This is a genomic window from Micromonospora sp. NPDC092111 (assembly GCF_044755745.1).
GTDB lineage: Bacteria > Actinomycetota > Actinomycetes > Mycobacteriales > Micromonosporaceae > Micromonospora.
This window is the reverse complement of sequence record NZ_JBIVRQ010000008.1, coordinates 203588-230023: the sequence shown is the minus strand read 5'-3', so window position 1 is coordinate 230023 and position 26436 is coordinate 203588. Positions and strand designations below refer to the sequence as shown.

At 74.1% G+C, this 26436-nt stretch carries 14 protein-coding genes; 7 read left to right on the top strand and 7 right to left on the bottom strand.

Going from position 1 to position 26436, the window contains the following annotated elements:
• Nucleotides 1-274 precede the first annotated feature (274 nt).
• The 3 genes from ACIQG9_RS18390 to ACIQG9_RS18380 form a co-directional block, all read right to left on the bottom strand.
• Entirely contained in the window at nt 275-1837 is a 1563-nt protein-coding gene (locus tag ACIQG9_RS18390) for a Na+/H+ antiporter (protein ID WP_400403673.1), read from the bottom strand.
• A gap of 95 nt (nt 1838-1932) precedes the next feature.
• Nucleotides 1933-3186, bottom strand: coding sequence for a kynureninase (gene kynU / locus ACIQG9_RS18385; RefSeq protein ID WP_400403671.1), 1254 nt, complete (start codon nt 3184-3186; stop codon nt 1933-1935).
• A 175-nt stretch (nt 3187-3361) separates the two neighbouring features.
• Entirely contained in the window at nt 3362-4999 is a 1638-nt protein-coding gene (locus ACIQG9_RS18380) for a copper resistance CopC/CopD family protein (protein ID WP_400403669.1), read from the bottom strand.
• 160 nt (nt 5000-5159) lie between these two features.
• Here ACIQG9_RS18380 and ACIQG9_RS18375 point away from each other — a divergent pair, with 160 nt between their 5' ends.
• A complete protein-coding gene (locus tag ACIQG9_RS18375; protein WP_400403666.1) occupies nt 5160-5834 on the top strand; it encodes a formylglycine-generating enzyme family protein in 675 nt (224 codons plus the stop codon).
• Nucleotides 5835-5885: 51 nt separating this feature from the next.
• On the opposite strand, the gene ACIQG9_RS18370 is transcribed toward ACIQG9_RS18375, so the two are convergent.
• Together ACIQG9_RS18370 and ACIQG9_RS18365 are read right to left on the bottom strand one after the other, a co-directional pair.
• Nucleotides 5886-7322: a cellulase family glycosylhydrolase gene (locus ACIQG9_RS18370; RefSeq protein ID WP_400403664.1), complete on the bottom strand. Its 1437-nt coding sequence runs from the start codon at nt 7320-7322 to the stop codon at nt 5886-5888.
• Between the two features lie 293 nt (nt 7323-7615).
• The gene (locus ACIQG9_RS18365) at nt 7616-8632 is read right to left on the bottom strand and encodes a LacI family DNA-binding transcriptional regulator (RefSeq protein ID WP_400403662.1); all 1017 of its coding nucleotides are present in this window, start codon (nt 8630-8632) and stop codon (nt 7616-7618) included.
• Between the two features lie 396 nt (nt 8633-9028).
• Here ACIQG9_RS18365 and ACIQG9_RS18360 point away from each other — a divergent pair, with 396 nt between their 5' ends.
• The 6 genes from ACIQG9_RS18360 to ACIQG9_RS18335 all read left to right on the top strand — a co-directional run bounded on the left by ACIQG9_RS18360 (nt 9029) and on the right by ACIQG9_RS18335 (nt 22685).
• Nucleotides 9029-10735 carry a polysaccharide lyase family 1 protein gene (locus ACIQG9_RS18360; RefSeq protein ID WP_400403659.1) on the top strand — a complete coding sequence of 569 codons (1707 nt, stop codon included), beginning with the start codon at nt 9029-9031 and terminating at the stop codon, nt 10733-10735.
• 412 nt (nt 10736-11147) lie between these two features.
• Nucleotides 11148-13763: a discoidin domain-containing protein gene (locus tag ACIQG9_RS18355; RefSeq protein ID WP_400403656.1), complete on the top strand. Its 2616-nt coding sequence runs from the start codon at nt 11148-11150 to the stop codon at nt 13761-13763.
• Nucleotides 13764-13966: 203 nt separating this feature from the next.
• A complete protein-coding gene (locus ACIQG9_RS18350; RefSeq protein WP_400403654.1) occupies nt 13967-18079 on the top strand; it encodes a SpoIIE family protein phosphatase in 4113 nt (1370 codons plus the stop codon).
• Entirely contained in the window at nt 18076-18375 is a 300-nt protein-coding gene (locus tag ACIQG9_RS18345; RefSeq protein WP_400403653.1) for an STAS domain-containing protein, read from the top strand. Before ACIQG9_RS18350 ends, ACIQG9_RS18345 begins: the two co-directional genes overlap by 4 nt.
• Nucleotides 18376-18664: 289 nt before the next feature.
• On the top strand, nt 18665-20782 hold the full coding sequence (locus ACIQG9_RS18340) for a cellulase family glycosylhydrolase (RefSeq protein WP_400403651.1): 2118 nt from the start codon (nt 18665-18667) through the stop codon (nt 20780-20782).
• Nucleotides 20783-21047: 265 nt separating this feature from the next.
• Complete coding sequence (locus tag ACIQG9_RS18335; protein ID WP_400403647.1) at nt 21048-22685, top strand: ABC-F family ATP-binding cassette domain-containing protein; 1638 nt, start codon at nt 21048-21050, stop codon at nt 22683-22685.
• A gap of 128 nt (nt 22686-22813) precedes the next feature.
• Here ACIQG9_RS18335 and ACIQG9_RS18330 read toward each other — a convergent pair whose 3' ends face one another.
• Together ACIQG9_RS18330 and ACIQG9_RS18325 are read right to left on the bottom strand one after the other, a co-directional pair.
• Nucleotides 22814-24562, bottom strand: a complete 1749-nt coding sequence (locus ACIQG9_RS18330; RefSeq protein ID WP_400403644.1) for an ABC transporter ATP-binding protein — start codon at nt 24560-24562, stop codon at nt 22814-22816.
• The gene (locus tag ACIQG9_RS18325; RefSeq protein ID WP_400403642.1) at nt 24559-26304 is read right to left on the bottom strand and encodes an ABC transporter ATP-binding protein; all 1746 of its coding nucleotides are present in this window, start codon (nt 26302-26304) and stop codon (nt 24559-24561) included. The genes ACIQG9_RS18330 and ACIQG9_RS18325 overlap by 4 nt, the downstream gene beginning before the upstream one ends.
• Nucleotides 26305-26436 lie beyond the last annotated feature (132 nt).

Genomic DNA, 26436 nt, shown 5'->3' with positions numbered 1-26436 from the left:
AAGTGGCCGGGGTTGAGCTGGGTCGATGCCGTCCGGACCGGGTCCGGATCGCCCGGCCGGGCGGCGCCCAGATCCGTGCCGAGCCGCCCCGACCATCGGCGGCGGCTGTCCGGCACCGGACAGTGCGGTGTGGCCGGCGGCGTGACGCTCACCCGCCGACGGGCGTGGAAGGCCGCCGGTGCCGCCGTGCGGGGTACGGCCGGGGGTGCCGACCGGCCAGGTTCGACCGTACGGCCGCCGGAGAGCCCGGACCGGGTCCAGCGGACGGCCGAGGTCACTCCTCGGTCGGCGGACCCAGCAGCCGGATCTCCTCGTTGTCCATCGCGGCCTGCACCTCGCGTAGCACGCTGTCGTCGATCTCGTTGCTGTCGCGCAACCGGGTGACCTCGCGACGCTTGCGGTCCAGTACCTCCAACCGGAGTCGACGGTCCAGCTCGCGGGCCCGGTCGGCCTCCTCCCCCCGGTCGGCCGACGCCGCCTCGTCGAGATGCCGCTGGTAGTCCGCACGGAGCTGGTCGACCGCGTCCGGGGCGGCGTCGATCCCGGCGGCGACCTCGGGCAACGCCCTCAGGGCCGCCTCGGTGGCCTTCCGCCGGGCGTGCCGGACCTCGTCGCCCCGGCCGGCGTCACCCCGCAGGCCGGCCCAGCGGGCCACCGCCGGCAGGGTGGTGCCCTGCACCAACATGATCGACACGATCACCACGGCGGTACAGAAGATGATCAGGTCCCGTTCCCGCACCGGCCTGCCGGTGCCGGTGGCCACCGGCACCGCGAGCGCGGCGGCCAGCGAGACCGCACCCCGGAAACCCGCCCATCCGGCGGCGACCCGCACCTTCCGGTCCACCCGAGCGCCCCGGCCGACCACCGGCAGGCCGTACGAGAAGAGCTGCAACCAGACCAGCCGGACCGCGACCACCATGACGGTGACCGCCGCCGCGATGGTCACCGCCTGCACCACCGACTTGCTGGTCAGGCTCTCCACCGCCCGGGGGATCTGCATGCCGAGCAGCACGAACAGCGAGCCGTTGATCAGGAAGGTGGACAGGTCCCAGAAGGCGTACGCCAGCACCCGGGACCGGGCCCGGATGACCCTCGGCCCGGCGTAGGAGACCACCAGGCCGGCCACCACGACCGCCAGCACCCCGCTGGCGTGTACCGCCTCGGCGAGCAGGAAGGCGGTGAACGGGGTGAGCACGCTCAGCGCACCCTCCGGCAGCGGGTCGTCGAGGCGTCGGCGGATCAGCACCACCACCAGGCTGACCACCAGCCCGGCGGCGATGCCGCCGGTGGCCGAGCCGACGAACCGGCCGAGGAACCCGAGGATCCCCGGCGCGGTGCCGCCGACGATCAGGCCCACCGTGACGGAGAAGAGCACCAGCGCGGTGCCGTCGTTGACCAGGCTCTCCGCGCGCAGCGTGGTGAGGATCCGGCGGGGCATCCGCTTGGCCAGGCCGGCCACCGCCGCCGCGTCGGTCGGGGCGAGCACCGCGCCGAGCACCCAGGCCGCCGCCGGGCTCATGCCCAGCGCCTGCGCGACCACGGACACCGCCACCATGGTCACCACGACCAGCGCCACCGCCAGCGACGCGATCACCAGCACGTTCGCCCGGATCTCCCGCAGGCTGATCACCAGGCTCTCCCGGTAGAGCACGGCGGGCAGGAACAGCAGCAGCACCACCTCGGGTTCGAGCACCACGTGCGACAGCGGCGGCAGCAGCGCGAGCAGCCCGCCCATGGTGATCAGCAGCACCGGCGGCGCGACCCGGTACCGGCCGCCGAGGGTGGTGCCGACCAGCACCGTGGTGCCCAGCACCACGATCAGGACCAGTACCTGCACGGCACACCCCCGCCTCCACCCGCGCCACCCGACATGCTGGTACGAAGTCGGGGTGCGGCGCGGTGGAATCCGGTATCTGCCCGGGGCGGCCCGACTCAGGTGACCCGGGTCGGCTCCGCCGGCACCTCGGTCCAGGCCCGCCGTTCGGCGATGTCCCGCAGCCGGTGCATGGCGTCCCACACGTCGACGTAGCGGGTGTAGAGCGGCGCCGGGCCGAGCCGCAGCCGGTCGGGCTCGCGGTAGTCGCCGACCACCCCGGCCGCCGCCAGGGCCCGGGAGATCCGCAGTGCCTCCGGGTGGCGCAGCGAGACGTGCCCGCCGCGCCGGCCCTGGTCGCGGGGGGAGGCCAGGTGGAAGCCGTGCGGCGCGAGCCAGGCGTCGGCCAGGTCGATCATCAGCCGGCCCAGCCGCACGGACTTGTCGCGGACCCGGTCCACGCCGGCCACGGCGAGCACGTCCAGCGCCGGGTCGAGGGCGGCCATCCCCAGCACCGGCGGCGTGCCGACCAGGAACCGGTCCGGGCCCGGGGCGGGCTCGTAGTCGGCGGACATCCGGAACTGGTCGCGCTGCCCGAACCAGCCCCAGATCGGCTGCCGCAGCGACTCCTGCAGCTCCCGCCGGACGTACAGGAAGGCCGGCGCGCCAGGGCCGCCGTTGAGGTACTTGTAGGTGCAGCCCACGGCCAGGTCGACCCCGTTGGCGGTCAACTCCACCGGCACCGACCCCACCGCGTGCGACAGGTCCCACAGCACGTACGCCCCGACCCGGCGGGCCGCGGCGGTGACCGCCGCGATGTCCAGCAGCGCCCCGCAGCGGTACGACACGGCGGAGAGCACCACCAGGGCGACGTCCTCGGTCAGCGCCGCCTCCAGGGTCGCCGGGTCCAGCCCCTCGTCGAGGTCGGACGGGAGCATCCGCAGGGTGTGTCCGCGCTGCGCGGCGAGCCCCTGGAGCAGGTACCGGTCGGTGGGGAACTCCTCGGCGTCGGCGAGGATGGTCCGGCGTCCGGGCCGCGCGTCGAGGGCGGCGGCGGCCAGCTTGTACAGGTTGACCGAGGTCGAGTCGGAGATGATCACTTCGCCCTCGCGGGCGCCGAGGGCGTGCGCGGCGATCCGGTCGCCGATCCGGCGCGGCCACTCGATCCAGGTGGGCCAGCCACGGACCAGGTCGGTGCCCCACCCGTCGCGGACCAGTCGGGCCAGGTGCTCGGGGGTGGCGGCGGGCAGCCGGCCCAGGGAGTTGCCGTCGAGGTAGATCAGGTCGTCGGTGACGAACCGTTCCCGCAACGCGGCCAACGGATCCTCGGCGTCCCACTGGATGACCGACTGACGCGGCATGTCGCCCGGCATGGCGCTCCTTCCCTTCCCCGGCCCGGGTGCGCCCCGGGCCAGCGCAGGTTAGCCGATCGGGTTGTCCGGCCGGCGGGCGGCGGCGCCCGCCGACCGGACACCGCCGATCTCCCGGCGGTCGGTCCGGGCCCGAGGCGCGGCGGGCGACGCCGTGCGGCGTGACCAGGGCCGACGGTCAGCGGACCGGCACGGTGGCGGTGACGGTGGCCTGGTCCACGTCGCTGGTGCGGACGGTGAACCGGATGGTCCACTCGCCGGGTACCGGCAGGCTGATCTCGGCGCTGCCGTGGTGGGGTTCCGGGCTGTCCACCGGCACCGGCACCGGTTCGATGCCGGCCGCCGGCAGGGCGAGGCTGACCTTCCACTCCACCACCGGCAGCGCCTGCCCCTGTGGCGTGTACACGTAGACGTGCAGCGAGTTGGGCACCCCGACCCGCACCGGGTAGACGTCGAACTGGAGCGTGTAACGGCCGCTGGTCAAGGTCTGCGCGACGCCCTCGCGGGTGGCCCGGGCGGCCTCCGTGCCGGCGGTCCGTCCGGGTGGGGTCTGCACCAGCAGCGCGGTGAGCGCCAGGACCAGCGCGGTGGCGGCGAGTTCGACACCGGCGGCGGTGGCGACCCGGTGGGGCCGGGCCGCCGCCGCGCCGTGCCGTACCGCCCGGCGCTGCCAGGCCGCGACGCCGAGCACGGCGGCGAGCAGCGCCGCCTTGCCGCACAGCAGCCGCCCCCAGGCCGTGTCGACCAGCGCGGCGGGCCGGCCCAGGTCGAGCGCCGCCTGCCCGACGCCGCTGGCGACCAGCCAGCCGACGGCGAGGGTGGCCCAGCGTGACCAGGCGGGCAGGATCCGGGCCAGCACCCTCGGGTGGGTGCCGGGCAGCAGGAACAGCACCAGGGTGAGCAGCCCGCCCAGCCAGACGCTCATCGCGGCCAGATGCACCACGTCGGCGGTGACGCTGACCGGCGGCAGGGGGGAGGCCACCGGGTGACCGGCCAGCGGCCAGGTGACCAGCGCGGCCAGCCCGACCACCGTCAGCGCGGTCCGCCGCCGGCGGGTGGCCCGGCCGGTCAGCACGGCGGGCAGCACCGCGCCGGCCACCCCGACCAGGAGCAGCCGGGCGGCCAGCACCCGGCCGACCTCGCTGTCGGCCACGGTGGCCAGGTCACCGCCGGTGAGCGCGCCCACCGGCGCGCCGACCACGTCCGCCGCCTGGGCCACCCAGGTCCCGATGGTGGCCGCCGCGACCAGCCCGAGCCCCGCGTACGCGACGCGGGCGACGCCGCGCCGGGACCGTCGCCGGGGCCACCGGGCGGCGGCCAGCAGGGTCGGGCCGACGGTCAGGACCAGGCCGAGGTAGCCGGCGTAGCGGGCCACCGGCGTCAGCGCGCCGGCCGGGCGCTCGCCCCGCTCGGTCGCCGGCCGGGGCGGCGTCGCCGAGGGCGCCCCGGCGGAGTACGCGAAGCTGCCCGCGACGGGATGGCTGTCGGCGGAGATCACCCGGTAGCTCACCAGGTAGGTGCCGAGCGGCCGGTCCGGCACCCGCACCGGGATCCGCACCGTCGCGCCCCGCACCACGGGCTCGCCCAGGTCGACCCGCTTGCCGTCGGGGCCGAGCACCTGGACCCGTCCGGCCACCGGGGCGATCCCCTCGCTGAAGGTCAGCACCACCTCCGCGGGCGGGGCCGACACCACCGCGTCGCGTACCGGACTGGTGGCGACCAGGGCGGCGTGCGCGGCGGCGGGCGACGCCGGGGTCACCGGCACGGACAGCAGCGCGAGGAGGAACCCCAGCGGGACGGCGGATCGGATACGCACGCCCAGTGGTTCGGATCCGGCGGTCACATGGTTCAACGCGGCCCGGGTCGATCGCCCCCGGCGGCCTCGCCGGCAGTCCGGTGGCGCGGGGCGAGCCGGGTGGCGGGGTCGTCCCGCGCGCCGCCGGCCGGGGTGCCGCGCCCGGATAGGATCGTCGATCATGGACGCGCACACCGGACCCGGTTTGGTCACCGTCCCGGCGGGGCGGGTGACCCTGTCGGACCGGCGTACCACCCGCACCTGGTCGGTCGAGGTCGCGGCGTACCGGCTCGGCATCGTCCCGGTGACCCGGGGCTGGTACGCCCGGGTCACCGGCGAGCAGCCGGGTACCGCCCGGGGCGACCGGCTACCCGTCGACGGGGTGTCCTGGCAGGACGCGGTGCGCTTCTGTGTCGCGCTGTCCCGGCAGGCGGGGCTGACCCCCGCGTACCGGCCGCACGACGACGGCGAGGGTGTCGACTGGGACCCGGCCGCCGACGGCTACCGGCTGCCGACCGAGGCCGAGTGGGAGCACGCCTGCCGGGCCGGCACGACCGGGCCCCGCTACGGGCCGCTCGACGAGGTCGCCTGGTACCGGGGCAACTCGGGCGAGCGGATCCACGAGGTCGGCGGCCGGCGGCCCAACCCGTGGGGCCTGTACGACATGCTCGGCAACGTCTGGGAGTGGTGCTGGGACGTCTACGACGCCGAGGTGTACGGCAGCTACCGGGTGCTGCGCGGGGGCGGCTGGTTCGACGAGCACTGGAGCTGCCGGGCCTCGGTGCGTCGTCGCAGCCACCCGACCTTCCGGATCGACGACGTCGGGTTCCGGGTGGCGCGTTCCGTCGTGGACTGAGCCGCGACGACGCCCCGTCGGCGGGGGACGGGGCGTCGTGCGGTGCCGCGGTCAGCTCGTGGGGAAGTTGTCCGGGGTGCGGATCCGGTTGCGCATGAAGTTGCCCGAATCGGTGACCACGCCGGTGCCGGTGTACGTCCCGCCGTAGCAGGTGCCGGGGCGGAAGGCGGCGCTGCCCTCGTCGGCGTCCGAGTAGGTCCAGTTCGCGTAGCTGATCTTCAGCCGGTCCAGCATGTCCAGCCAGGCGTTGCTGCTCGCCGTGTCGACGGCGCCGCCGCCGGTGTAGGTGACGGTGCCGAACTCGGTGACGAACATCGGCAGCCGGGCGGCGGCCCGCTCCAGCTCGGCCCGGTAGTTGTCCTTGTGCGACGCGGCGTAGAAGTGGAAGGCGTACATGATGTTGCTGGCGTTCACCGGGTTGTTGATCACCTCGGTGGAGTTGCCGCCCTCGGAGACGCCCAGCGAGGACCAGCCCCGGGTGCCGACGATGACGATCCCGTCCGGGTCGTTGGCCCGGATGACCGGGATGACCTGCTCGGCGTAGTTCTTGATGGTCTGCCAGCTCACCCCGTTGGGCTCGTTGGTGATCTCGTAGATCACGTTGTTCTTGCTGGCGTTGCGCGCCGCGACGTTGGCGAAGAAGGTCTTGGCCCGCTCCAGGTTGAACATCGGGTCACCCGGGGTCAGGGTGTGGAAGTCGATCAGCGCGTACAGGCCGCGCTCGCTCGCCTCGTCGACCAGGGTGTTGACCCGGTTGGTGAAGGCGGTCGGGTTGGTCTCGTAGCCGTCCTCCTGCACGTACATGGAGATCCGCAGCAGGTCGGCGCGCCAGTCGGTGGCGAGCGCGTCGAGCGACGCGTCGTTGTAGCACTGGGCGAACCACTGCAGGCCGTGGGTGCTCATGCCGCGTAGCTGGATCGGCCGGCCGTACTGGTTGCACAGGTTGACCCCGCAGACCCGGAGCTGCCCGTTGATCGCCACCGGGGTCGTTCCGCCGGGCGGCGGGGTGGTGGGCGGCGGGGTGGTCGGTGGGGGAGTGCTGGGCGGCGGCGTGGTGGGCGTGGTCGCGCCGGTGCAGGTGGTGCCGTTGAGGGTGAACGACGTGGGTGACGGGTTGCTGCCGGTGAAGGTGCCGTTGAAGCCGATGGTGGTGGACGCGCCGCTGGCCAGCGACCCGTTGTAGCTGACGTTCTGCGCGGTCACCGCCCGGCCGTTCTGCTGGTACACCGCGGACCAGCCCTGGCCCACCCGCTGCCCGGCGTCCGGGAAGGTGAAGCCGAGGGTCCAGCCGTTGACGGCGTCGCCGACGTTCTTGATGGTCACGCTGGCGGTGAACCCGCCCGTCCAGGAGCTGGTCGTGTAGGTGACGGCGCAGCCGCTGGCCGCCATGGCGCTGGTGGGCGGCAGCAGCATCGACGCGCCGAGGGTCAGCGCGGCGGCGCCGGCCGCGAGCAGGTGCCGTCGCGTCGGCCGGGAAACTGTCTTCATGGGACCGTCTCGATTCTGTGGGTGCCGGGGGTGGTGGTCGCGGTGGCGTCCGGATCACGGTGGGGGCGGTTGCCCGGCCGCCGCCACTGATCCGGGTGGGTCCGTCAGCGATCCGCGACCTCGCCATCGACGTCCGATCGATGCTCGGGAGCGCTCCCACAGCAGCCTAGAGGTGCCTGTAACGTCGCCGCAACATGTCGATACGCCGAAATCACCGACGTCGATCAGTCGATCGCCGCCCGGAGTCCGGTGGCGGCCCGGTGGGTCGTGGTCTCCGGCCCCCGGAGGCCGGGTCAGGGCAGGCGGCGGGTGCTCTGCCGCACGATCAGCGGGGTGGCCAGTTCGATCCGGTGGCTGTCCAACTCCTCGCCGGAGACGAGGGAGAGCAGCATCCGGGTCGCCATCCCGGCCATCTCGGCCAGTGGCTGGCGGACGGTGGTCAGCGGCGGGGCGGCCCAGCGGGCGGATTCCAGGTCGTCGAAGCCGACGATGCTGATGTCGTCGGGGACCCGTGCGCCACGTTCGTACAGCGCCTCGTAGGCGCCCAGCGCCATCTCGTCCGCGCAGGCGAACACGGCGGTGGGCGGGCGGGACAGGTCCAGCAGCGCGTTCATCTCCCGGTACCCGGACGGCGAGAGGAAGTCGCCGTGCCGGACGTAGCCGGAGTGGATCTTGCAGCCGGCGGCGTCCATCGCGGCCCGGTAGCCGTCGACCCGGGCCCGGCTGCACGGGACGGTCGGGGGTCCGCCGATCACGGCGATCCGGCTGTGCCCGAGGTCGAGCAGGTGTTCGGTGGCGGCGACGCCGCCGGCCCAGTTGGTGGCGCCCACCGACGGGATCTCCGCGCCGGGCTGACCGGCCGGGTCGATGATGACCACCGGGATGCCGAGGTCGTCGAGCTGGCTCTGCTGGCTGGGCGACAGGTCGGACAGGACGAGCAGCACCCCGTCGCAACGGCGGCTGGACAGTTGGTCGATCCACCGTCGGTCCGGGCGGGTGCGGTTGCGCCCGTGCACGGCGGAGACGACGACGCCCACGCCGGCGCGGTAGGCCAACTCCTCGACGCCGTCGAGGATCTGCATGGCCCACGGGCTGCCCAGGTCGCGGAAGACGAGGTCGATGAGGCCGGCGCCGCCGGGTGTCGAGGTGGCCCGCCGGGCGGTGTAGGCGTGCCGGTCGAGCAGGTCCTGGATCTTCCGCCGGGTCGCCGGGGCGACGTCGGGCCGGCCGTTGAGCACCTTCGAGACGGTGGGGACGGACACCCCCGCGGCGGTCGCGATCTCCGACAGCGTCGCCCGCTCCACCGGCATGTCATTCTCCTCCACAGTCGATGCGCCCGCCGGCAGCATAGCCCGAAAGTTTCGGAACCCCGACGTCGGCGTGGCCGATCCGGCGGAGGCCGGTCGTGATCCATCGATGACCGCCCCTTGGTCGGTGCGGATCCCGGGCCGGGGCGCTCGGCACCGAAACTTTCCGGAAACTCGCCGGGCCCTGCGGCCGGCAACCGCCGAAGGGCGCGCGACGGGCGGTTGGCGGCGGTGCGGGCGGCGGCGGGCGCCCGCACCGGGACCGCCCATCGATCGACCGCCGTCATTGACATGTCGATGAACGGCGGGTTACGTTCGGCGCATCGGGAAAGCGCTTTCCATGCCTCGTCACCCGGCCCGACCGCGTACCCGGACGGGCCCCACCACAGGAGGTCAGCCATGGACGGTCCCGACTCCGCACGCCCGGCCCACCGGCGGCGGTGGCCGGTCGCCGGCGCCGCGGTCACCCTGATGACCGCGGTCGCCCTCGCCTTCTCGCCCAGCGCCAGCGCCGCGACCGAGTTCAGCGCGGACTTCGAGGACCGCAGCATCACCGCGTGGTCGAAGTCCGGCGGAAGCTGGGCGGTCGTCACCGACGGGTCGCAGGTCGCCCAGCAGGCCAGCACCAGCAGCGAGAACGCCCGACTGTTCAACGCCTCGACCAGCCTCACCGACTACACCGTCGCGGCCCGGGTCAAGCCGGTCAGTATCGGCGCGAACGGGTTCGTCGGGCTGCTCGCCCGCGCCGCCGGCTCGACCACCTTCTACCGGCTCGCCCTGCTGCCCGGCCGGGCCGAACTCCAGGCGGTCAACGGCGCCTCGGTGACCGTGCTCGGCAGCTCGACCCGCACCACCACCAACGGCACCTGGTACCGGCTCTCCCTCACCACCGCCGGTTCCCTGGTCAGCGCCTCGATCGACGGCACCCCGTTCGCCTCCCGCACCGCCTCGGTCTCGTCCGCCGGCCGGATCGGCCTGCAGACCTCGTACTCCTCGGCGTCCTTCGACGACGTCGTGGTCACCACCGGTGGCGGCACGCCGACCACGCCGCCGGCCACCACCCCGCCGGCCACCACCGCGCCGCCCGGCACCCCGCCCCCGAGCACCCCGCCGCCCACCACCCCGCCGGGCAACGCCGCCGGCCTGGCGGGCTTCGCGACCATGACCGGGTACGGGCGCACCGGCACCACCGGCGGCACCGGCGGCCCGATCGTCACCGTCACCAGCTACGCCCAGCTCGCCGCCGCGCTCGCCGACGACAGCCCGCGCATCGTCCGGGTCTCCGGCACCATCACCGGCACCGGCGCGCAGATGCTCGACGTCGGCTCCCACAAGACCGTCATCGGCGTCGGGTCCACCGCGACCATCAGCGGTTTCGGTCTGGACGTCAACGGCTGGGGCCCGGACGAGGTGGCCTGGGGCGGCGACCTGTGCGACCCGGCCGAGAAGGACCGCTTCAGCCCCGTGCAGAACGTGATCATCCGCAACCTGAGCTTCCGCAACTCCCCGGACGACTCGGTCAACGTGCAGTGCTACTCGCACCACGTCTGGGTCGACCACAACACCTTCTACCCCGCCGGTGACGGGTCGGTCGACGTCAAGCGCGGCTCCGACCTGGTGACGGTCTCCTACAACCGCTATGTCGGCACCGACAAGTCGATGCTGCTCGGCCACAGCGACGACAACGGCGCCCAGGACACCGGCTACCTGCGGGCGACCTACCACCACAACTGGTTCGACGGCTCCAACACCCGCCACCCCCGGGTACGGTTCGGCTACGCCCACCTGTACGCCAACCACGTCCAGGTCCAGGACTACTTCATCGGGCTCGGCGTCGAGGGCCACATCTACGCCGACGCCAACTACGTCAAGAGCGCGAAGACCATCACCGAGGACTTCGGCAACGCCGGACTCACCTGGAAGAGCAGCAACGTCTACGACCCGGCGACCATCACCCGGGCCAACGACTCCCAGAAGACCATCGACGACTGGCTGCGCATCGACAACAGCGTCCCGGCGCCCCCGTACAGCTACCAGCCCGGCGCCGCGCCGGTGAGCCCGCCGGCGGCGGGGGCCGGGGTCGGCGGCGCGGACGTGATCCCGTGACCGTGGCACCGCGACGGGGCGCGGCGACGCGCTGATCCGACGGGTGCGGGCCGGCCCCGAAGCCGGCCCGCACCCGTCGACCCGTCCGCCGGCGGGAACCGTGCCGCGCCCGGCCCCGGCGCGGTCCGCCCACGCCGCCGACCCCACCCCGGCCGGCGTCGGCGGGCCGCGTCCCGCCCGGCCGGGCGACCCGGGCCCGCCGGACGGCGTCCACCGCTGGTTGGGGCCGCCGCACGGGCGCGCCTTCCGCCATGACTTATTCCATGACATGATTAAAGCCGGTCGATGTCTGGCCCGCGCCCGGCCGGCACCCTGCCGCCGGGCCACCCGGGCGGCGCCCGCGCCGCGCCCGGTCTGATCCGCGCGTCCCGTCCCCCCGACGTCCGTGGTCCCCTAACCGACAGGCGAAGCCATGACCCCACCTGCCACCCTCCGGCGCGCCCCGGGGCGCCGCCCCGGCCGCCGTGCCGTCGCCGCCCTCGTCCTCGCGCTGGTCGGCGCGCTCTGCCCCGTCCTCGCCGCACCGCCCGCCCAGGCCGCGCCCACCCTGCTCTCGCAGGGCCGGCCGGTCACCGCCTCGTCCACCGAGAACGCCGGCACCCCGGCGTCGGCGGCAGTGGACGGCAACACCGGCACCCGCTGGTCCAGCGCCGCCGCCGATCCACAGTGGCTCCAGGTCGACCTCGGCGCCACCGCCACCGTCACCCAGGTCACCCTGGTCTGGGAGGCCGCCTACGCGCGGGCCTTCCAGCTCCAGACCTCGGCCGACGGCAACACCTGGACCTCCGTCTGGTCCACCACCACCGGCACCGGCGGCACCCAGACCCTCGCCGTCAGCGGCACCGGCCGCTACGTGCGGATGTACGGCACCGCCCGGGCCACCGGCTACGGCTACTCGCTGTGGGAGTTCCAGGTGTACGGCGAGACCGGCGGCACCACCGGCTGCGGCACCGCCAACGCCGCGCTGGGCCGTCCGGCCACCGCCTCCACCACCGAGGGCGCCGGCACCCCGGCGTCGGCGGCGGTGGACGGCAACACCGGCACCCGCTGGGCCAGCGCCGTCGCCGACCCGCAGTGGCTGCGCGTCGACCTCGGCACCAGCCAGTCGATCTGCCGGGTGACGCTGCGCTGGGAGGCGGCGTACGCGCGGGCCTTCCAGCTCCAGACCTCGGCCGACGGCAACACCTGGACCGCCGTCTGGTCCACCACCACCGGCACCGGGGGAGTCCAGTCGATCGACCTCGCCGCCACCGGCCGCTACCTGCGGATGTACGGCACCGCCCGGGGCACCGGGTACGGCTACTCGCTCTGGGAGGTCGAGGTCAACGTGGCAGGCGGCACCACCCCGCCGGTCGAACCCACCGACCCGCGCAACCCCAACCTCGGCCCCAACACCTACGTCTTCGACCCGGCCACGCCGACCGCGACCATCCAGAGCCGGCTCGACACCATCTTCGCCGGGCAGGAGACCAACCAGTTCGGCCCGCAGCGCTACGCCGTGCTGTTCAAGCCGGGCAACTACACCGCCGACGTCAACCTCGGCTTCTTCACCCAGGTCGCCGGGCTCGGCATGTCCCCGGACGACGTCAACCTCACCGGCCACGTCCGCGCCGAGGCGTTCTGGATGGGCGGCAACGCCACCCAGAACTTCTGGCGGGCGGCGGAGAACCTGTCGGTGACCCTGCCCGCCGGGGTGAGCGTCGAACGCTGGGCGGTCTCCCAGGCCGCCCCGTACCGGCGGATGCACCTGCGCGGCGCGCAGAACCAGATCCAGCTCTGGAACGGCGGCGACGGCTGGTCCAGCGGCGGCCTCTTCGCCGACACCAAGATCGACGGCCAGGTCGTCTCCGGCTCCCAGCAGCAGTGGTACTCCCGCAACAGCGAGTTCGGTAGCTGGACCGGATCGGTGTGGAACATGGTCTTCACCGGCGTCACCGGCGCGCCCCCGCCGCACTTCCCCAACCCCTCCCACACCGTGGTCGGCCAGACCCCGCAGGTCCGGGAGAAGCCCTTCCTGTACGTCGACGGCACCGGCGAGTACCGGGTCTTCGTGCCCGCCCTGCGCGCCAACTCCCAGGGCACGAGCTGGTACGGCAAGACCCCGGCCGGCAGCTCGATCTCGCTGAGCCAGTTCTTCGTGGTGCGGCCCGGCACCCCGGCGGCGACCGTCAACGCCGCCCTCGCCCAGGGCCGGCACCTGCTGTTCACCCCCGGCGTGCACCGGGTGGACCAGACCATCCGGATCACCCGCCCGGACACCGTGGTGCTCGGTCTCGGCCTGGCCACCCTGCTGCCCGAGAACGGCGTGGTGCCGATGAGCGTCGACGACGTCGACGGGGTGAAGCTGGCCGGCCTGATGTTCGAGGCCGGGCCGGTCAACTCGCCGGTGCTGCTCCAGGTCGGCCCGGCCGGGTCCGCCGCCGACCACGCGGCGAACCCCACCTCGCTGCACGACGTGTTCTTCCGGATCGGCGGCGCCGGCGTGGGCAAGGCCACCAACACCCTCGTCATCGACAGCGACGACGTCATCGGCGACCACATGTGGCTGTGGCGGGCCGACCACGGCACCGGCGTCGGCTGGGACCTCAACACCGCCGACACCGGGCTGACCGTCAACGGCGACGACGTGACCATGTACGGCCTCTTCGTCGAGCACTACCAGCGGTACCAGACCGTCTGGAACGGCAACGGCGGCCGGACGTACTTCTACCAGAACGAGATGCCGTACGACCCGCCGAACCAGGCCGCCTGGATGAACGGGGCGACCCGGGGCTACGCCGCGTACAAGGTGGGCGCCGGGGTGACCAGCCACCAGGCGTGGGGGCTCGGTAGCTACTGCTACTTCAACGTCAACCCGGCGGTGGTCGCCGACCGGGCCTTCGAGGTGCCGACCACCCCGAACGTGCGGCTGACCAACATGGTCACGGTGTCGCTCGGCGGGGTCGGCACGATCAACCGGGTCGTCAACGACACCGGCGGCACGGCGAACGCGGCCAACCAGATCGTCTACCTGACCAACAACCCGTAACGGTCGAGCCGGGACGGGCCGTCCCGGACGGGGCGCCGGCAGGCCGGAGACGGTCGGCCGGCGTCCCGCCGTGCCCGCTTTCCACGGGCGGCAGCCGTACGGCATGCTGGTCGCCGGGCGGCAGGGACCTCGCTGCCGGTGGCCGGAGACGACGGCGGGCGTGCGGTCGTACCCGCGCGGGCGATGCGGGAGGGCGGGCGGCGATGGCCGGGACCGAGTCGTGGCGGTCGGTGTTCACCGGTGGCAGCGAGATGGCGGCGCGGATGCGCGACTTCGACTGGTCCGCCACCTCCCTCGGTGCGGTCTCCGGGTGGCCGGCGAGCCTGCGCACGGCCTGCCGGATCTGCCTCACCTCGCGCTTCCCCATGATCGTCTGGTGGGGGCCGGAACTGCGGTTCATCCACAACGACGCCTACCGTCCGCTGCTCGGCAGCAAGCACCCGGCGCTGGGCAAGCCGGGCGAGCAGGTGTGGCCCGAGATCTGGCACATCATCGGGCCGATGCTGCGCGGCGTGGTGGAGACCGGCGAGGCGACCTGGTCGGAGGACCTGCTGCTGCCGATGAACCGGCACGGCTACTGGGAAGAGACGTACTGGACGTACTCCTACAGCCCGCTGCACGACGACGACGGGGTGGTGCGCGGCGTCTTCACCGCCGTCAGCGACACCACCGAGCGGGTGATCGGCGAGCGCCGGCTGGCCGCCCTGCAGGACCTCGGCGCCCAGGCCGGCCGGGCCCGCAGCGTCGGCGAGGCGTGCGGGCTGGTCGCCGGGGCGCTCGGCCGGGCCGGCATCGACGTGCCGTACGCGTCGGTGCACCTGCGGACCGGCGACGGCCTGCGGCTGGCCGCCAGCACCCTGGCCGGCGAGGTGGACCGGGCCGGTGGCCAGGCGTCCGCGCGTTGGCCGGTGGCCGAGGTGCTCGGCAGCGGTGCGCCGGCCCACGTCACCGACGTCACCGACCGCGCCGGTGAGCTGCCCACGGGCGGCTGGCAGACCGCGCCGACCGAGGCGATGGTGCTGCCGCTGCACGGCGAGACCGGCGCCGAGGACATCGGCGTCATCGTGCTCGCGGCCAGCGCCGGACGGGCGCTCGACGACAGCTACCGCACCTTCCTGGGCCTGGTCGCCCAGCAGGCCGCCGCCCTGCTCAACGGCGCGGTCGCCTACGAGGTGCAGCAGCAGCGGGCCGAGGAGCTGGCCGAGCTGGACCGGGCGAAGACGGCGTTCTTCTCCAACATCAGCCACGAGTTCCGTACCCCGCTCACCCTGATCACCGGGCCGTTGCAGGAGCTGCGCGCCCGGCTGGGCGACCGGGACGAGCAGGTGCGCGACGAACTGGAGGTGATGCACCGCAACGCGCTGCGGCTGGGCAAGCTGGTCACCGCGCTGCTCGACTTCTCCCGCATCGAGGCCGGCCGGATGCAGGCCCGCTACGAGCCGGTCGACCTGGCCCGGTTCACCGCCGAACTGGCCAGCGTGTTCCGCGCGGCGGTCGAGCGTGCCGGCCTCGCCCTCGAGGTGGACTGCCCGCCCCTGTCCCAGCCGGTCCACGTCGACCGGGACATGTGGGAGAAGGTCGTGCTCAACCTGCTCAGCAACGCCCTGAAGTTCACCTTCCACGGCGGCATCCGGGTCTCCGTCGCCGAGCGGGACGGCGCACCGGTGGTCCTGGTCGCCGACACCGGCGTCGGGGTGGCGGCCGACGAGATGCCCCGGCTGTTCGAGCGGTTCCACCGGGTGCCACAGGCCCGGTCCCGGTCCCACGAGGGCAGCGGCATCGGCCTCGCCCTGGTCAAGGAGCTGGTCGGGCTGCACGGCGGCACCATCACCGCCGCCAGCGTGCCGGACGTCGGCACCACGTTCACCGTCCGGCTCCCGTTCGGCACCGCCCACCTGCCCGCCGAACACGTCGCCTCCGGCACTGGTGTGCCCGTCCCGTCGGACACCGCCGAGCCGTTCGTGCAGGAGGCGCTGCGGTGGCTGCCCGACGACGACGCGGAGGCCCAGCCGTTGCCGGCGTCGGGCGTGCCCGTCCCCGACGGGGACCCCGCCGGCCGCCCCCGGGTGCTGATCGCCGACGACAACGCCGACATGCGGGAGTACCTGCACCGGCTGCTGCGCTCCCGGTACGACGTCACCGCCGTGGGTGACGGCCACGCCGCCCTGGCCCAGGCCCGGGCCCAACTACCCGACCTGGTCGTCAGCGACGTGATGATGCCCGGCCTGGACGGCCTGGAACTGGTCGCCGCGCTGCGCGCGGACCCGCGCACCATGGGCGTGCCGGTGCTGCTGCTGTCCGCCCGCGCCGGCCAGGAGGCCGCCGTGGAGGGCCTGGGGGCCGGCGCCGACGACTACCTGGTCAAGCCGTTCTCCGCCGAGGAGCTGCTGGCCCGGGTACGGGCCAACGTCGACCTGGCCCGGCTGCGCAACCACCACGCCAACTGGCGGACCGCGATGATCAACTCGTTGCAGGAGGGCTTCTTTGTCCTCGACGCCGACGGCGCGCTGGTGGAGATGAACACCGCGTTCGCCGACCTGTTCGGCTACGGCCCCGAGGGCCTGCCCTACCCGCCCCGGTACCCGTGGTGGCCCGACGACACCGGGGACCCCTCGGCGCACCGGCTGGTCGGTGACGCGTTCCAGCAGGCCATGACGCGGAGCCACGGCTCCTTCGTGCTGCCGCTGCGGCACCGTGACGGGCACCGGCTCTGGACGGCGGTCGCCTTCAACGCGGTCACCGACGACCACGGCCGGCGGATGGTGGTCGGCACCATCCGCGACGTCACCGCCGAGCGGTACGCGGTGCAGCGGGAGACCGCGCTCAGCGCGCTCAACCAGCGGCTCTCCCGCGCCGCCAGCACCACCGAGGCGCTGCGGGCGGGCGTGGAGGAGCTGCGCCAACTCTGGCAGGCCCGCCGGGTGTCCGCCGTACTGTGGGGTTCGACCGGTGAACCGTCCCTGACCGCCACGCCCGAGACCGAGTGGGTGCAGGTGCCCGGCCCGGTCCGGGACGCGGTCACCGCCCTGCGCGCGCAGCCACCGCTGCGGATCACCACCGACCCGGCCGGTGGCGCGCGGCCGGCCGGCGCCGGCACCACCGTCGACTCGCCGCAGGGCCCCCTGGTGATCTGGCTCGAACTCGACCCGGCCCGGGGCTTCGGCACCGAGGACCAGATGCTGCTGCTGCTCCTGTGCGGGGCCCTCGGGCAGGCCCTGCACCGCGCCCACGCCGCCGACCAGCAACGCGAGGTCGCCGTCGCGCTGCAACGGTCCATCCTCGGCCCGGCCGAGCTGCCCGACGGCTTCGCCGTACGGTACGAGCCGGCGACCCGGCCGTTGGAGGTCGGCGGCGACTGGTACGACGCCGTCGACCTGCCGGACGGTCGGATCGGCCTCGTCGTCGGTGACTGCGTCGGCCGGGGACTGCCCGCCGCGGCGGTGATGGGCCAGCTCCGCAGCGCCTGCCGCGCCCTGCTGCTGGAGGCGTCGGGGCCGGCCCAGGTGCTCACCGCCCTGGACCGGTTCGCCCGGATGCTGCCCGGAGCCGTCTGCACCACGGTGTTCTGCGGCATCCTCGACCCCGACTCGGGGGAGTTGACCTACAGCAGCGCCGGGCACCCGCCGGCGATCCTGACCCATCCCGACGGCCGCACCGAGCTGCTCGCCGACGGGCGGGGCAGCCCGCTGGGCATCCACTCCCGGGGTGGCCGCCCCGACGCGGCCAGTGTCGTCCCGCCCCGGGCGGTGCTGCTGCTCTACACCGACGGCCTGGTGGAGCGCCGCCGGCTGCCGCTCGACGCCGGGATCGAGCGGGCCGCCTCGGCGGTCCGGGAGGACCACACCGCCGGGGTGGAGCAGCTCGCCGACCGGGTGATGAGCCGGATGACCCCGGAGGGCGGCTACGACGACATCGCCCTGCTGCTGTACCGGCACCCGGCCCCCCTGGAGTTGTCGTTCCCCGCCGACCGGTCGCAGATCGCGCCGGTGCGGTCCTCACTGCGACAGTGGCTGCGGCGTACCGGGGCCGACCCGCACCTGGCCCAGGACGTGCTCGTCGCCACCGGGGAGGCGTGCGCCAACGCCGTCGAGCACGGCCACCGGGACGCCCGGCCCGGACAGATCCGGCTGCTGGCCAGGGCCGCCGGCACCGAACTGTTCGTCTCGGTCGCCGACTCGGGACGGTGGAAGGTGCCCGAGACCGACCACGACCGCGGACGCGGCATCAACCTGATGCGCGCCCTGATGGCCCACGTCGACATCCAGACCACCGACACCGGCACCACCGTCGAGATGCACACGAGGATCCCCGCATGAACACGCCCCTGGACCTCGCCACCGGACTCCAGGCGGACGGCGCTCCGGTGCTGACCGTCGCCGGCGAGATCGACATGAGCAACGCCGACCTGTTCCGCGCCGCGCTGGTGGACGCCCTGGTCGACGGGCACCGGCTGACCGTCGACCTGACCGCGGTGGAATACCTGGACAGTGCCGCCCTGGCGGCGTTGTTCGCCCACGTCGACCACCTGACGGTGGTCGCGAACCCGCTGCTGGAGAGCGTCCTGACGATCTCCGGTCTGAGCGACCTCACCACGGTACGCATCCAGGGCTGACCCGGGTCGGCCGGGACGGCGCGGGCGATCGCGGGATCCGACAGCTCGACGGCGACCGGGCGGCCACCCCCGGGCTGCCGCCGACGGGCGCGAAGCGGGTGACGCGTGGGCGGCTCCGTTCCCGGCGGTCCGGCATGGCGGGCCGACGGGCTACACATTGGCGTACACCGATTGACAAAGTTTAGATACCAAACTTAATCTGCCGGTGACCCGAGCGTCGGGCACCGCCCCCGGCGATGCCCCGCGCGGTACCACCACCAGTGGCACCATCTTCCCGGCGAGGAGCGTCATGACCGGTCTGCGAGGCACCCTACGAAGAACACGCTGGCGGCTCAGCCTGGCCGCGACCGCCACCACCCTGCTGGTGATCGGCCTCGGCATGACCGTCGCCGGCACCGCCCAGGCGGCGGCCGGCTGCAAGGTGACGTACGCGACCGCCAGCCAGTGGCAGGGCGGCTTCACCGCGAACGTCTCCGTCACCAACCTCGGTGACCCGATCAACGGCTGGCGGCTGGTCTGGACGTTCCCCGCCGGGCAGCGGGTGACCCAGGCGTGGAGCGCCACCGTCACCTCCTCGGGCGACCAGGTGACCGCCGCCGACGCCGGCTACAACGCCGCGATCGCCACCAACGCGACCGCGTCGTTCGGCTTCAACGGCTCCTGGTCGGGCACCAACCCCGCGCCGACGGCGTTCACCCTCAACGGGGTCGCCTGCACCGGCGGCACCACGCCCACCACCGGGCCGCCGCCCAGCACGCCACCGGCGACCACGCCGCCCCCCACCACCCCGCCGCCCACCACGCCGCCGCCGGCCGGTGACGCGATGGCGGCGGTCGCGGCGATGCAGCCCGGCTGGAACCTGGGCAACTCCCTCGACGCGGTCGGCGCCGACGAGACCGCCTGGGGCAACCCGCGCATCACCGAGGCGCTGCTGGACAACGTGCGGGCGCAGGGCTTCAAGAGCATCCGCATCCCGGTGACCTGGAGCGCGCACCTGGGCGGCGCGCCCAGCTACGCCATCGAGACCGCCTACCTGAACCGGGTCAAGGAGGTCGTCGACTGGGCGCTCGCCGACGGGTTCTACGTGATGATCAACATCCACCACGACTCGTGGCAGTGGATCAACACGATGCCGACCGACCGCACCAACGTGCTGGCCAAGTACAACGCGATCTGGACCCAGCTCTCCGGCACCTTCCGCAGCTCCTCGACGAAGCTGGTCTTCGAGAGCGTCAACGAGCCGCAGTTCACCGGCAGCTCCGGCGACGCCCAGAACGCCACGCTGCTCAACGAGCTCAACACGTCCTTCCACCGGATCGTGCGGGCCTCCGGCGGCAACAACGCCACCCGCCTGCTGGTGCTGCCCACCCTGCACACCTCCGCCGACCAGCCCCGGGTCGACGAACTGGTGGCCACCTTCAACACGCTCAACGACCGCAACCTGATCGCCACCGTGCACTACTACGGCTACTGGCCGTTCAGCGTGAACATCGCCGGCGGCACCCACTTCGACGCGACCGCGCAGAAGGACCTCACCGACTCCGTCGACCGGGTGTACAACGCCTTCGTCGCCCGGGGCATCCCGGTCATCATCGGCGAGTACGGCCTGCTCGGCTTCGACCGCAGCACCGGCACCATCGAGCAGGGCGAGAAGCTGAAGTTCTTCGAGTACTTCGGCTACTACGCGCGGACCAAGAAGATCACCACGATGCTCTGGGACAACGGCCAGCACCTCGGCCGGACCAGCTTCCAGTGGAGCGACCCGGAGCTGATCGGGCAGCTCAAGTCGAGCTGGACCACCCGCTCCGGCACCGCCTCGACGGACCTGGTGTTCAACGCCAAGGCCAGCGCGATCAGCGCCAAGACGATCACGCTGAACCTCAACGGCACCACCTTCCAGGGGTTGCGGCAGGGCAGCACCGACCTGGTCCAGGGCACCGACTACACGGTCAGCGGCTCCCAGCTCACGCTCACCGCGTCCGCGCTGACCCGGCTGACCGGCAGTCGGGCCTACGGGGTCAACGCGACGCTGTCCGCCCGGTTCTCCCAGGGCGTGCCGTGGCGGATCAACGTGCTCACCTACGACCGGCCGGTCCAGACCAACGCCACCGGGACGACCAGTTCCTTCGCCATCCCCACCCAGTTCCGGGGCGACCAGCTCGCCACCATGGAGGCCACCTACGCCGACGGCACCAACGCCGGCCCGCAGAACTGGACCTCGTACAAGGAGTTCGACCGCACCTTCACGCCGAACTACAGCACCAACGTCATCACCCTGACCTCGGACTTCTTTGCCGAGGTCACCGACGCCAAGCCGGTCACCCTCCGGTTCCACTTCTGGAGCGGGGAGATCGTGACCTACCGGATCACCAAGTCGGGCAGCACCGTCACCGGCACCGTCGGCTGACCACCACCGGCCGCCGCCCCGCCACCGCGACCACCGGTGGCGGGGCGGCGACCGGTCCCGGGCGTCGCTGCCAGGCTGGTAGCATCGGCGGCGGGAAGATCCCTCGATCGGGGAGACCGACATGGCAGGTGACGACGACATCTCCGGGTGACACCGGACATGCCCGGCCGGCGGCCCGCGCCTCAGCGCCGGCCCGGCCACTCGTCGTCCCCCGATCGTCTCGCGGGCGGTCATCGCGTCCGCGCCTTCCCCGAGGACTCCCACCATGTCCGACGCCTGCGTCGTCTGCGCGCACCTGTCGTTCTCCTGGCCCGACGACACCCCGGTCTTCGCCGACCTGTCCCTCACCGTCCCCGGTGGCCGCACCGGGTTGGTGGCACCCAACGGGGCCGGCAAGACCACCCTGCTCAAGCTCATCGCCGCGGAGCTGACCCCGTCCGGCGGGACGGTCACCGTCGACGGGGTGCTCGGCTACCTGCCGCAGAGCCTGCCCCTCGCGGGCGACCTGACCGTCGCCGACGTCCTGGAGATCGCCCCGGTCGTCGCCGCCCTGCACGCCATCGAGGCCGGCGACGCGCGTGAGGAACACTTCGCCACCATCGGCACCGACTGGGACATCGAGGAGCGCACCCGGGCCGAACTGGACCGGCTCGGCCTCGGCGAGGTGACCCTCGACCGGCGCCTGGCCACCCTCAGCGGCGGCCAGGTGGTCACCCTGGGCCTGGCCGCGCAACTGCTCAAGCGGCCCGACGTGCTGCTGCTCGACGAGCCGACGAACAACCTCGACGGCGACGCCCGACGCCGGATCCACGCGGTGGTCGACGGCTGGGGCGGCTGCCTGCTGCTGGTCAGCCACGACCGGGCGCTGCTGGACCGGATGGACCGCATCGTGGCCCTCGACCGGGGCGAGGCCCGCAGCTACGGCGGCAACCACACCGCGTACGAGGCGGCGGTGCGCGCCGAACGGGAGGCCGCCGAACGCACCGTCCGGCACGCGGAGCAGGAGGTGAAACGGGAGCGGCGGGAGATGCAGCAGGCCCGCGAACGCGCCCAGCGCCGGGCCGGCACCGCCGCGCGCAACCTGTCCGACGCGGGCCTGGCGCGGATCGTCGCCGGCGGGCTGAAGCGCAGCGCCCAGGAGTCGGCGGGTCGGGCCGACGAGACCCACGCCGCGCGGGTGGACCGGGCCCGGGGCCGCCTCGACGAGGCCAGCCAGGCGCTGCGCGACGACCAGCGGATCGTCCTGGAACTGCCCGACACCACCGTCCCGGCCGGCCGGACGGTGATCGACGGTGACCGGCTACAGGTACGCCACGGCGGACGCCCCCTGTTCGCCGGCGACGGTGTCGACCTGACCATCCGGGGACCCGAGCGGATCGCGTTGACCGGTCCCAACGGCGCCGGCAAGTCCACCCTGCTGCGGCTGCTGCACGGGGACCTGACCGGCGACGGCGGCGGGGTACGGCGGCACGGCGGGCGCATCGCGTACCTGTCCCAGCGGCTCGACCTGCTCGACCTCGACCGGACCGTGGCGGAGAACCTGGCCGCGTTCGCCCCCGGGCGGACGCCCGAACAGCGGATGAACCTGCTCGCCCGGTTCCTCTTCCGGGGCGCCCGCGCCCACCTGCCGGCCGGTGCGCTCTCCGGTGGCGAACGGCTGCGCGCCACCCTGGCCTGCGTGCTGTTCGCCGAACCCGCGCCGCAACTGCTGCTGCTCGACGAGCCGACCAACAACCTGGACCTGGTCAGCGTCGGCCAACTCGTCAGCGCCCTGGACGCCTACCGGGGCGCGTTCGTGGTGGTCAGCCACGACGAACGGTTCCTCGCCGACATCGGGGTCGACCGCTGGCTGCGGCTGTCCGACGGCCGGCTGCGGGAGGCCGCCGCCCCCGCCGCCGGCTGAGCGGTCGCCCTCCCCGGGCCGGCAGGGCGGTCGCCTTCTCCGGGCCGGCTGAGCGGTCGCCCTCCCGGGGCCGGCAGGGCGGGGGCCGTCGCCCGGCACCGGGGTGGGGAGGGCGACCGGACGGCGGATCAGGGACGCGGCGGGTCACCGTCGTGCCAGGACCGCCAGAGGGAGGCGTACCCGCCGCCGGCCGCGACCAGGTCGTCGTGCCGGCCGATCTCGGTGATCCGGCCGTCCTCCAGCACCGCCACCCGATCGGCGTCGTGGGCGGTGTTGAGCCGGTGCGCGATGGCGATGACGGTCCGTCCGGCGAGCACCGCCGCGAGCGACCGTTCGGTGCGCCGGGCGGTGGTCGGGTCGAGGGCGGCGGTCGCCTCGTCGAGGATGAGCGTGTCCGGGTCGGCGAGCACCAGCCGGGCCAGCGCCACCTGCTGGGCGTCGGCGGCACCGAGGTCACGCACGCCGTCGCCGAGCGGGGTGTCGAGGCCGTCGGGCAGGTCGGCGTACCAGTCGGCGCCGACCGCGGCCAGCGCGGCGCGCATCCGGGCGTCGCTGGCGTCCGGTGCGGCGAACGCCAGGTTGTCGCGCAGCGACCCGATGAAGACGTGGTGCTCCTGGGTGACGAGGGCGATCCGTCGGCGACGCTCGCCCGGCTCCAGGTCGGTGACCGGTACGCCACCGAGGCTCACCACCCCCTGCCGTGGGGCGTCGATCCCGGCGAGCAGCCGGGCCAGGGTCGACTTGCCCGCGCCGGAGGGGCCGACGACGGCGATCCGTTCGCCGGGCTCGACCGTCAGGTCGATGCCGTGCAGCACCTGCGGGCCGCCGGGGTAACAGAAGGTCGCCCCGCGGACCTCCAGCCGTCGCCCCTGGGGTGTGACGGCCCGGCCCCGTGGCTCGGGCGGCACCTGCCCCACGCCGAGCACCCGGGCGAACGAGGCGACGCCGCGCTGCGCCTGCTCCATCCACTGCAACAGCCGGTCCAGCGGATCGATCGCCTGTTGCAGGTAGAGCGCCGCCGCGACCACCTCGCCCAGGGTGGCCGTCCCCCGGGACAGGAGGAACCCGCCGGTGATCAGCACGGCGGCGACCGGCACCGGGTAGCTCCCCTCCACCACCGGGAAGTAGACGGACCGCAACGCGAGGGTGCCCCGCCGGGCGGCCCACACCGCGCCGATCCGTGCCGTGCCGGCGGCCACCCGGTCGGGGCCGAGGCGGAGCGCCTCGACGGTGCGGGCTCCCTCCGCGGTGGTGGTCAGCGCCTCGGTCAGCTCTGCGGTCGCGGCGCCCTCGGCGAGGTAGGCGGGGCCGGCCCGGCGCAGGTACCAGCGGGTCACCGCGCAGATCGACGGCAGCCCGGCCAGCGCCACCACGCCCAGCAGCGGGTCCAGCAGGAACACCGCGCCGAACAGCAGGCACAGGTGGGTCACCGCGATGACGATCACCGGCACCACGTCGCGCAGCGTGGTGCCCACCGTGGACACGTCCACCGAGCTGCGGGTGGCCAGGTCACCGGTGCCGGCCCGTTCGACGACGGAGACCGGCAGCCGAAGCAGCCGGCCGACGAAGTCCTCGCGCAGCCGGGCGACGGCCCGCTCGCCGAACCGGTGCCCGGCGTACTGCGCGTAGCGGGCGAGCAGCCCCTGGGCCAGCACACACCCGCCGATGGCGAGCGCCAGCCGGTCCACGGCGGCGGCGCCCGCCCCGGCGGAGACCTCGTCCACGATCCGGCCGAGCAGCCACGGCGCGGCCAGCCCGGCCACCGCGGCGCCGGCGTGCAGCAGCAGCACGACGACCACCGCGCGCCGGTCCGCGGCGAGCAGGCCGAGGGTGGCGCGGCGCACCACGGCCCGGTCCGCGACGGGAAGCCTCGTCACCGCAGCGCCTGCCGGGCGTCGACGGCCCCGTCGTCCGCGCCGCTGGTACGCGACACCAGCTCCCGGTAGCCCGCGTCCCCGGCCAGCAGCGTGGCGTGGGTGCCGGTTCCGGCGATCCGGCCGCCGCGCAGGTGGGCGACCGTGTCGGCGGCCCCGAGCAGCACCGGCGAGGTGGTCAACAGCACCGTGGTCCGGCCGGCCCGGGCCTGCCGCAGCCGTTGCGCCACGCGCGCCTCGGTGTGCGCGTCCACCGCCGACGTCGGGTCGACCAGGATCAGCACCTCCGGCTCGGTGAGCAGGGCGCGGGCCAGCCGCACCCGCTGCCGCTGACCGCCGGAGAGGGTACGCCCCCGGGCACCCACCGGGGTGTCGAGCCCGTCGGCCAACGCCTCGGCGACGTCCCGGGCCGACGCGGTGTGCAGCGCCGCGCCGACGTCGGCGTCGTCGGCCCGGCCCCGGCCGCGCAGGACCTCCCGCAGCGTCCCGGCGAAGAGGTACGCGTCGTGGTCGGCGACCAGGATCCGCGCCCGCACCTCGTCGAGCGGGACGTCGGTGACCGGCACGCCGCCCCAGGTCACCCCGGCGGGGACGTACCGGCCGAGCCGGTCGGCCAGCGCCACCGCCTCGGCCGGGTCGTCGGCGGCGACGCCGATCAACCGGCCGGGGGACACCACCAGCCCGGTGTCGGGATCGGACAGCTCGGCCGGGCCGTCCGGCGCGGGGCTGGTCACCGCCCCGCCCACCGGATCGGGGACGAGCCGGAGCAGACCGATGATCCGGCGGGCGGCGACCCGGCCCTGGATGAGCTGGTAGCTGCCCTCCAGCAGGAACCACACCGGCACGATGAGGACCGCCACGTATCCGTAGACGGCGACAAGTTGACCGATGGTGATCCCGCCGTCGGCCGCCATCCGGGCGGCGAGCCAGACCACGGCCGCCAGGAAGAGCCCGGGGATGGTGGTGCTCAACGCGTCGATCCAGCTTCCGACCGCGCCCACCCGGTAGCCCTCGGCCCGCAGCCGCTGCGACCGGACGGCGTACCGGCGGGCGAACAGGTGGCGACCACCCACCCCGGCCAGCACCCGCAGGCCGGCGACGATGTCGTCGGCCCGGGTGGTCAGCTCGCCCTGCTGCTGCCGGTAGGCCGACTCCGCCCGGTCCAGCCGGCGCAGCAGCGGCCCGACGACCAGCGCGATCGCCGGCACCCCCAGCAGCACCACGAGCGCGAGCAGCGGGTCGACCGACCAGAGCACCACGGCGGCCACCGCGTACGCGACGACGGCGCCCACCCCGGGGCCGGTCAGGGTGAGCACCTGCGAGGTGCGCACGATGTCGTACCCGCCGACCGTGGCCACGTCACCGGCGGCGAGCCGGCGCGGCAGGACCGCGCCGACCCGGGCGAGTTGGCGCAGCAGGACGGCCGCCGAGCGGGCACTGGCGTCCTCCCGGATGAACGTCATGGTGCGGTGGCGCATGATGCCCAGCCACGCCAGGCCCAGCCCGGCGGCGACCACCGCGGCGACCCAGAGCAGCAGCGCCCGGGTGTCGCCGGCGCGCAGCCCGTCGTCGACGGCGCGGGCGATCAGGTAGGGCCGGACGGAGAGCCCGACCATCCACGCCGTGCCGAGCAGACTGCCGCGCAGCACCCGCCACGGCTGGCGGCGCACCAGCCACCAGATGTACCGCAGCGGCCCCGCCGTGTCCGGCGTGCCGGGATCCGGGTGGGGCAGGCGTGGAGGCACCGACCCAGGCTAGCCATCGGACCGGCGTCGCACCGACCCGCGCGCCGCATCCACCAGGTGGCGTACGCCTCATCCCGCCGCCCGCCGTGACATTGACGTGGCGGGCCGGAAGCGGCCAGGCTCCTGACGGCG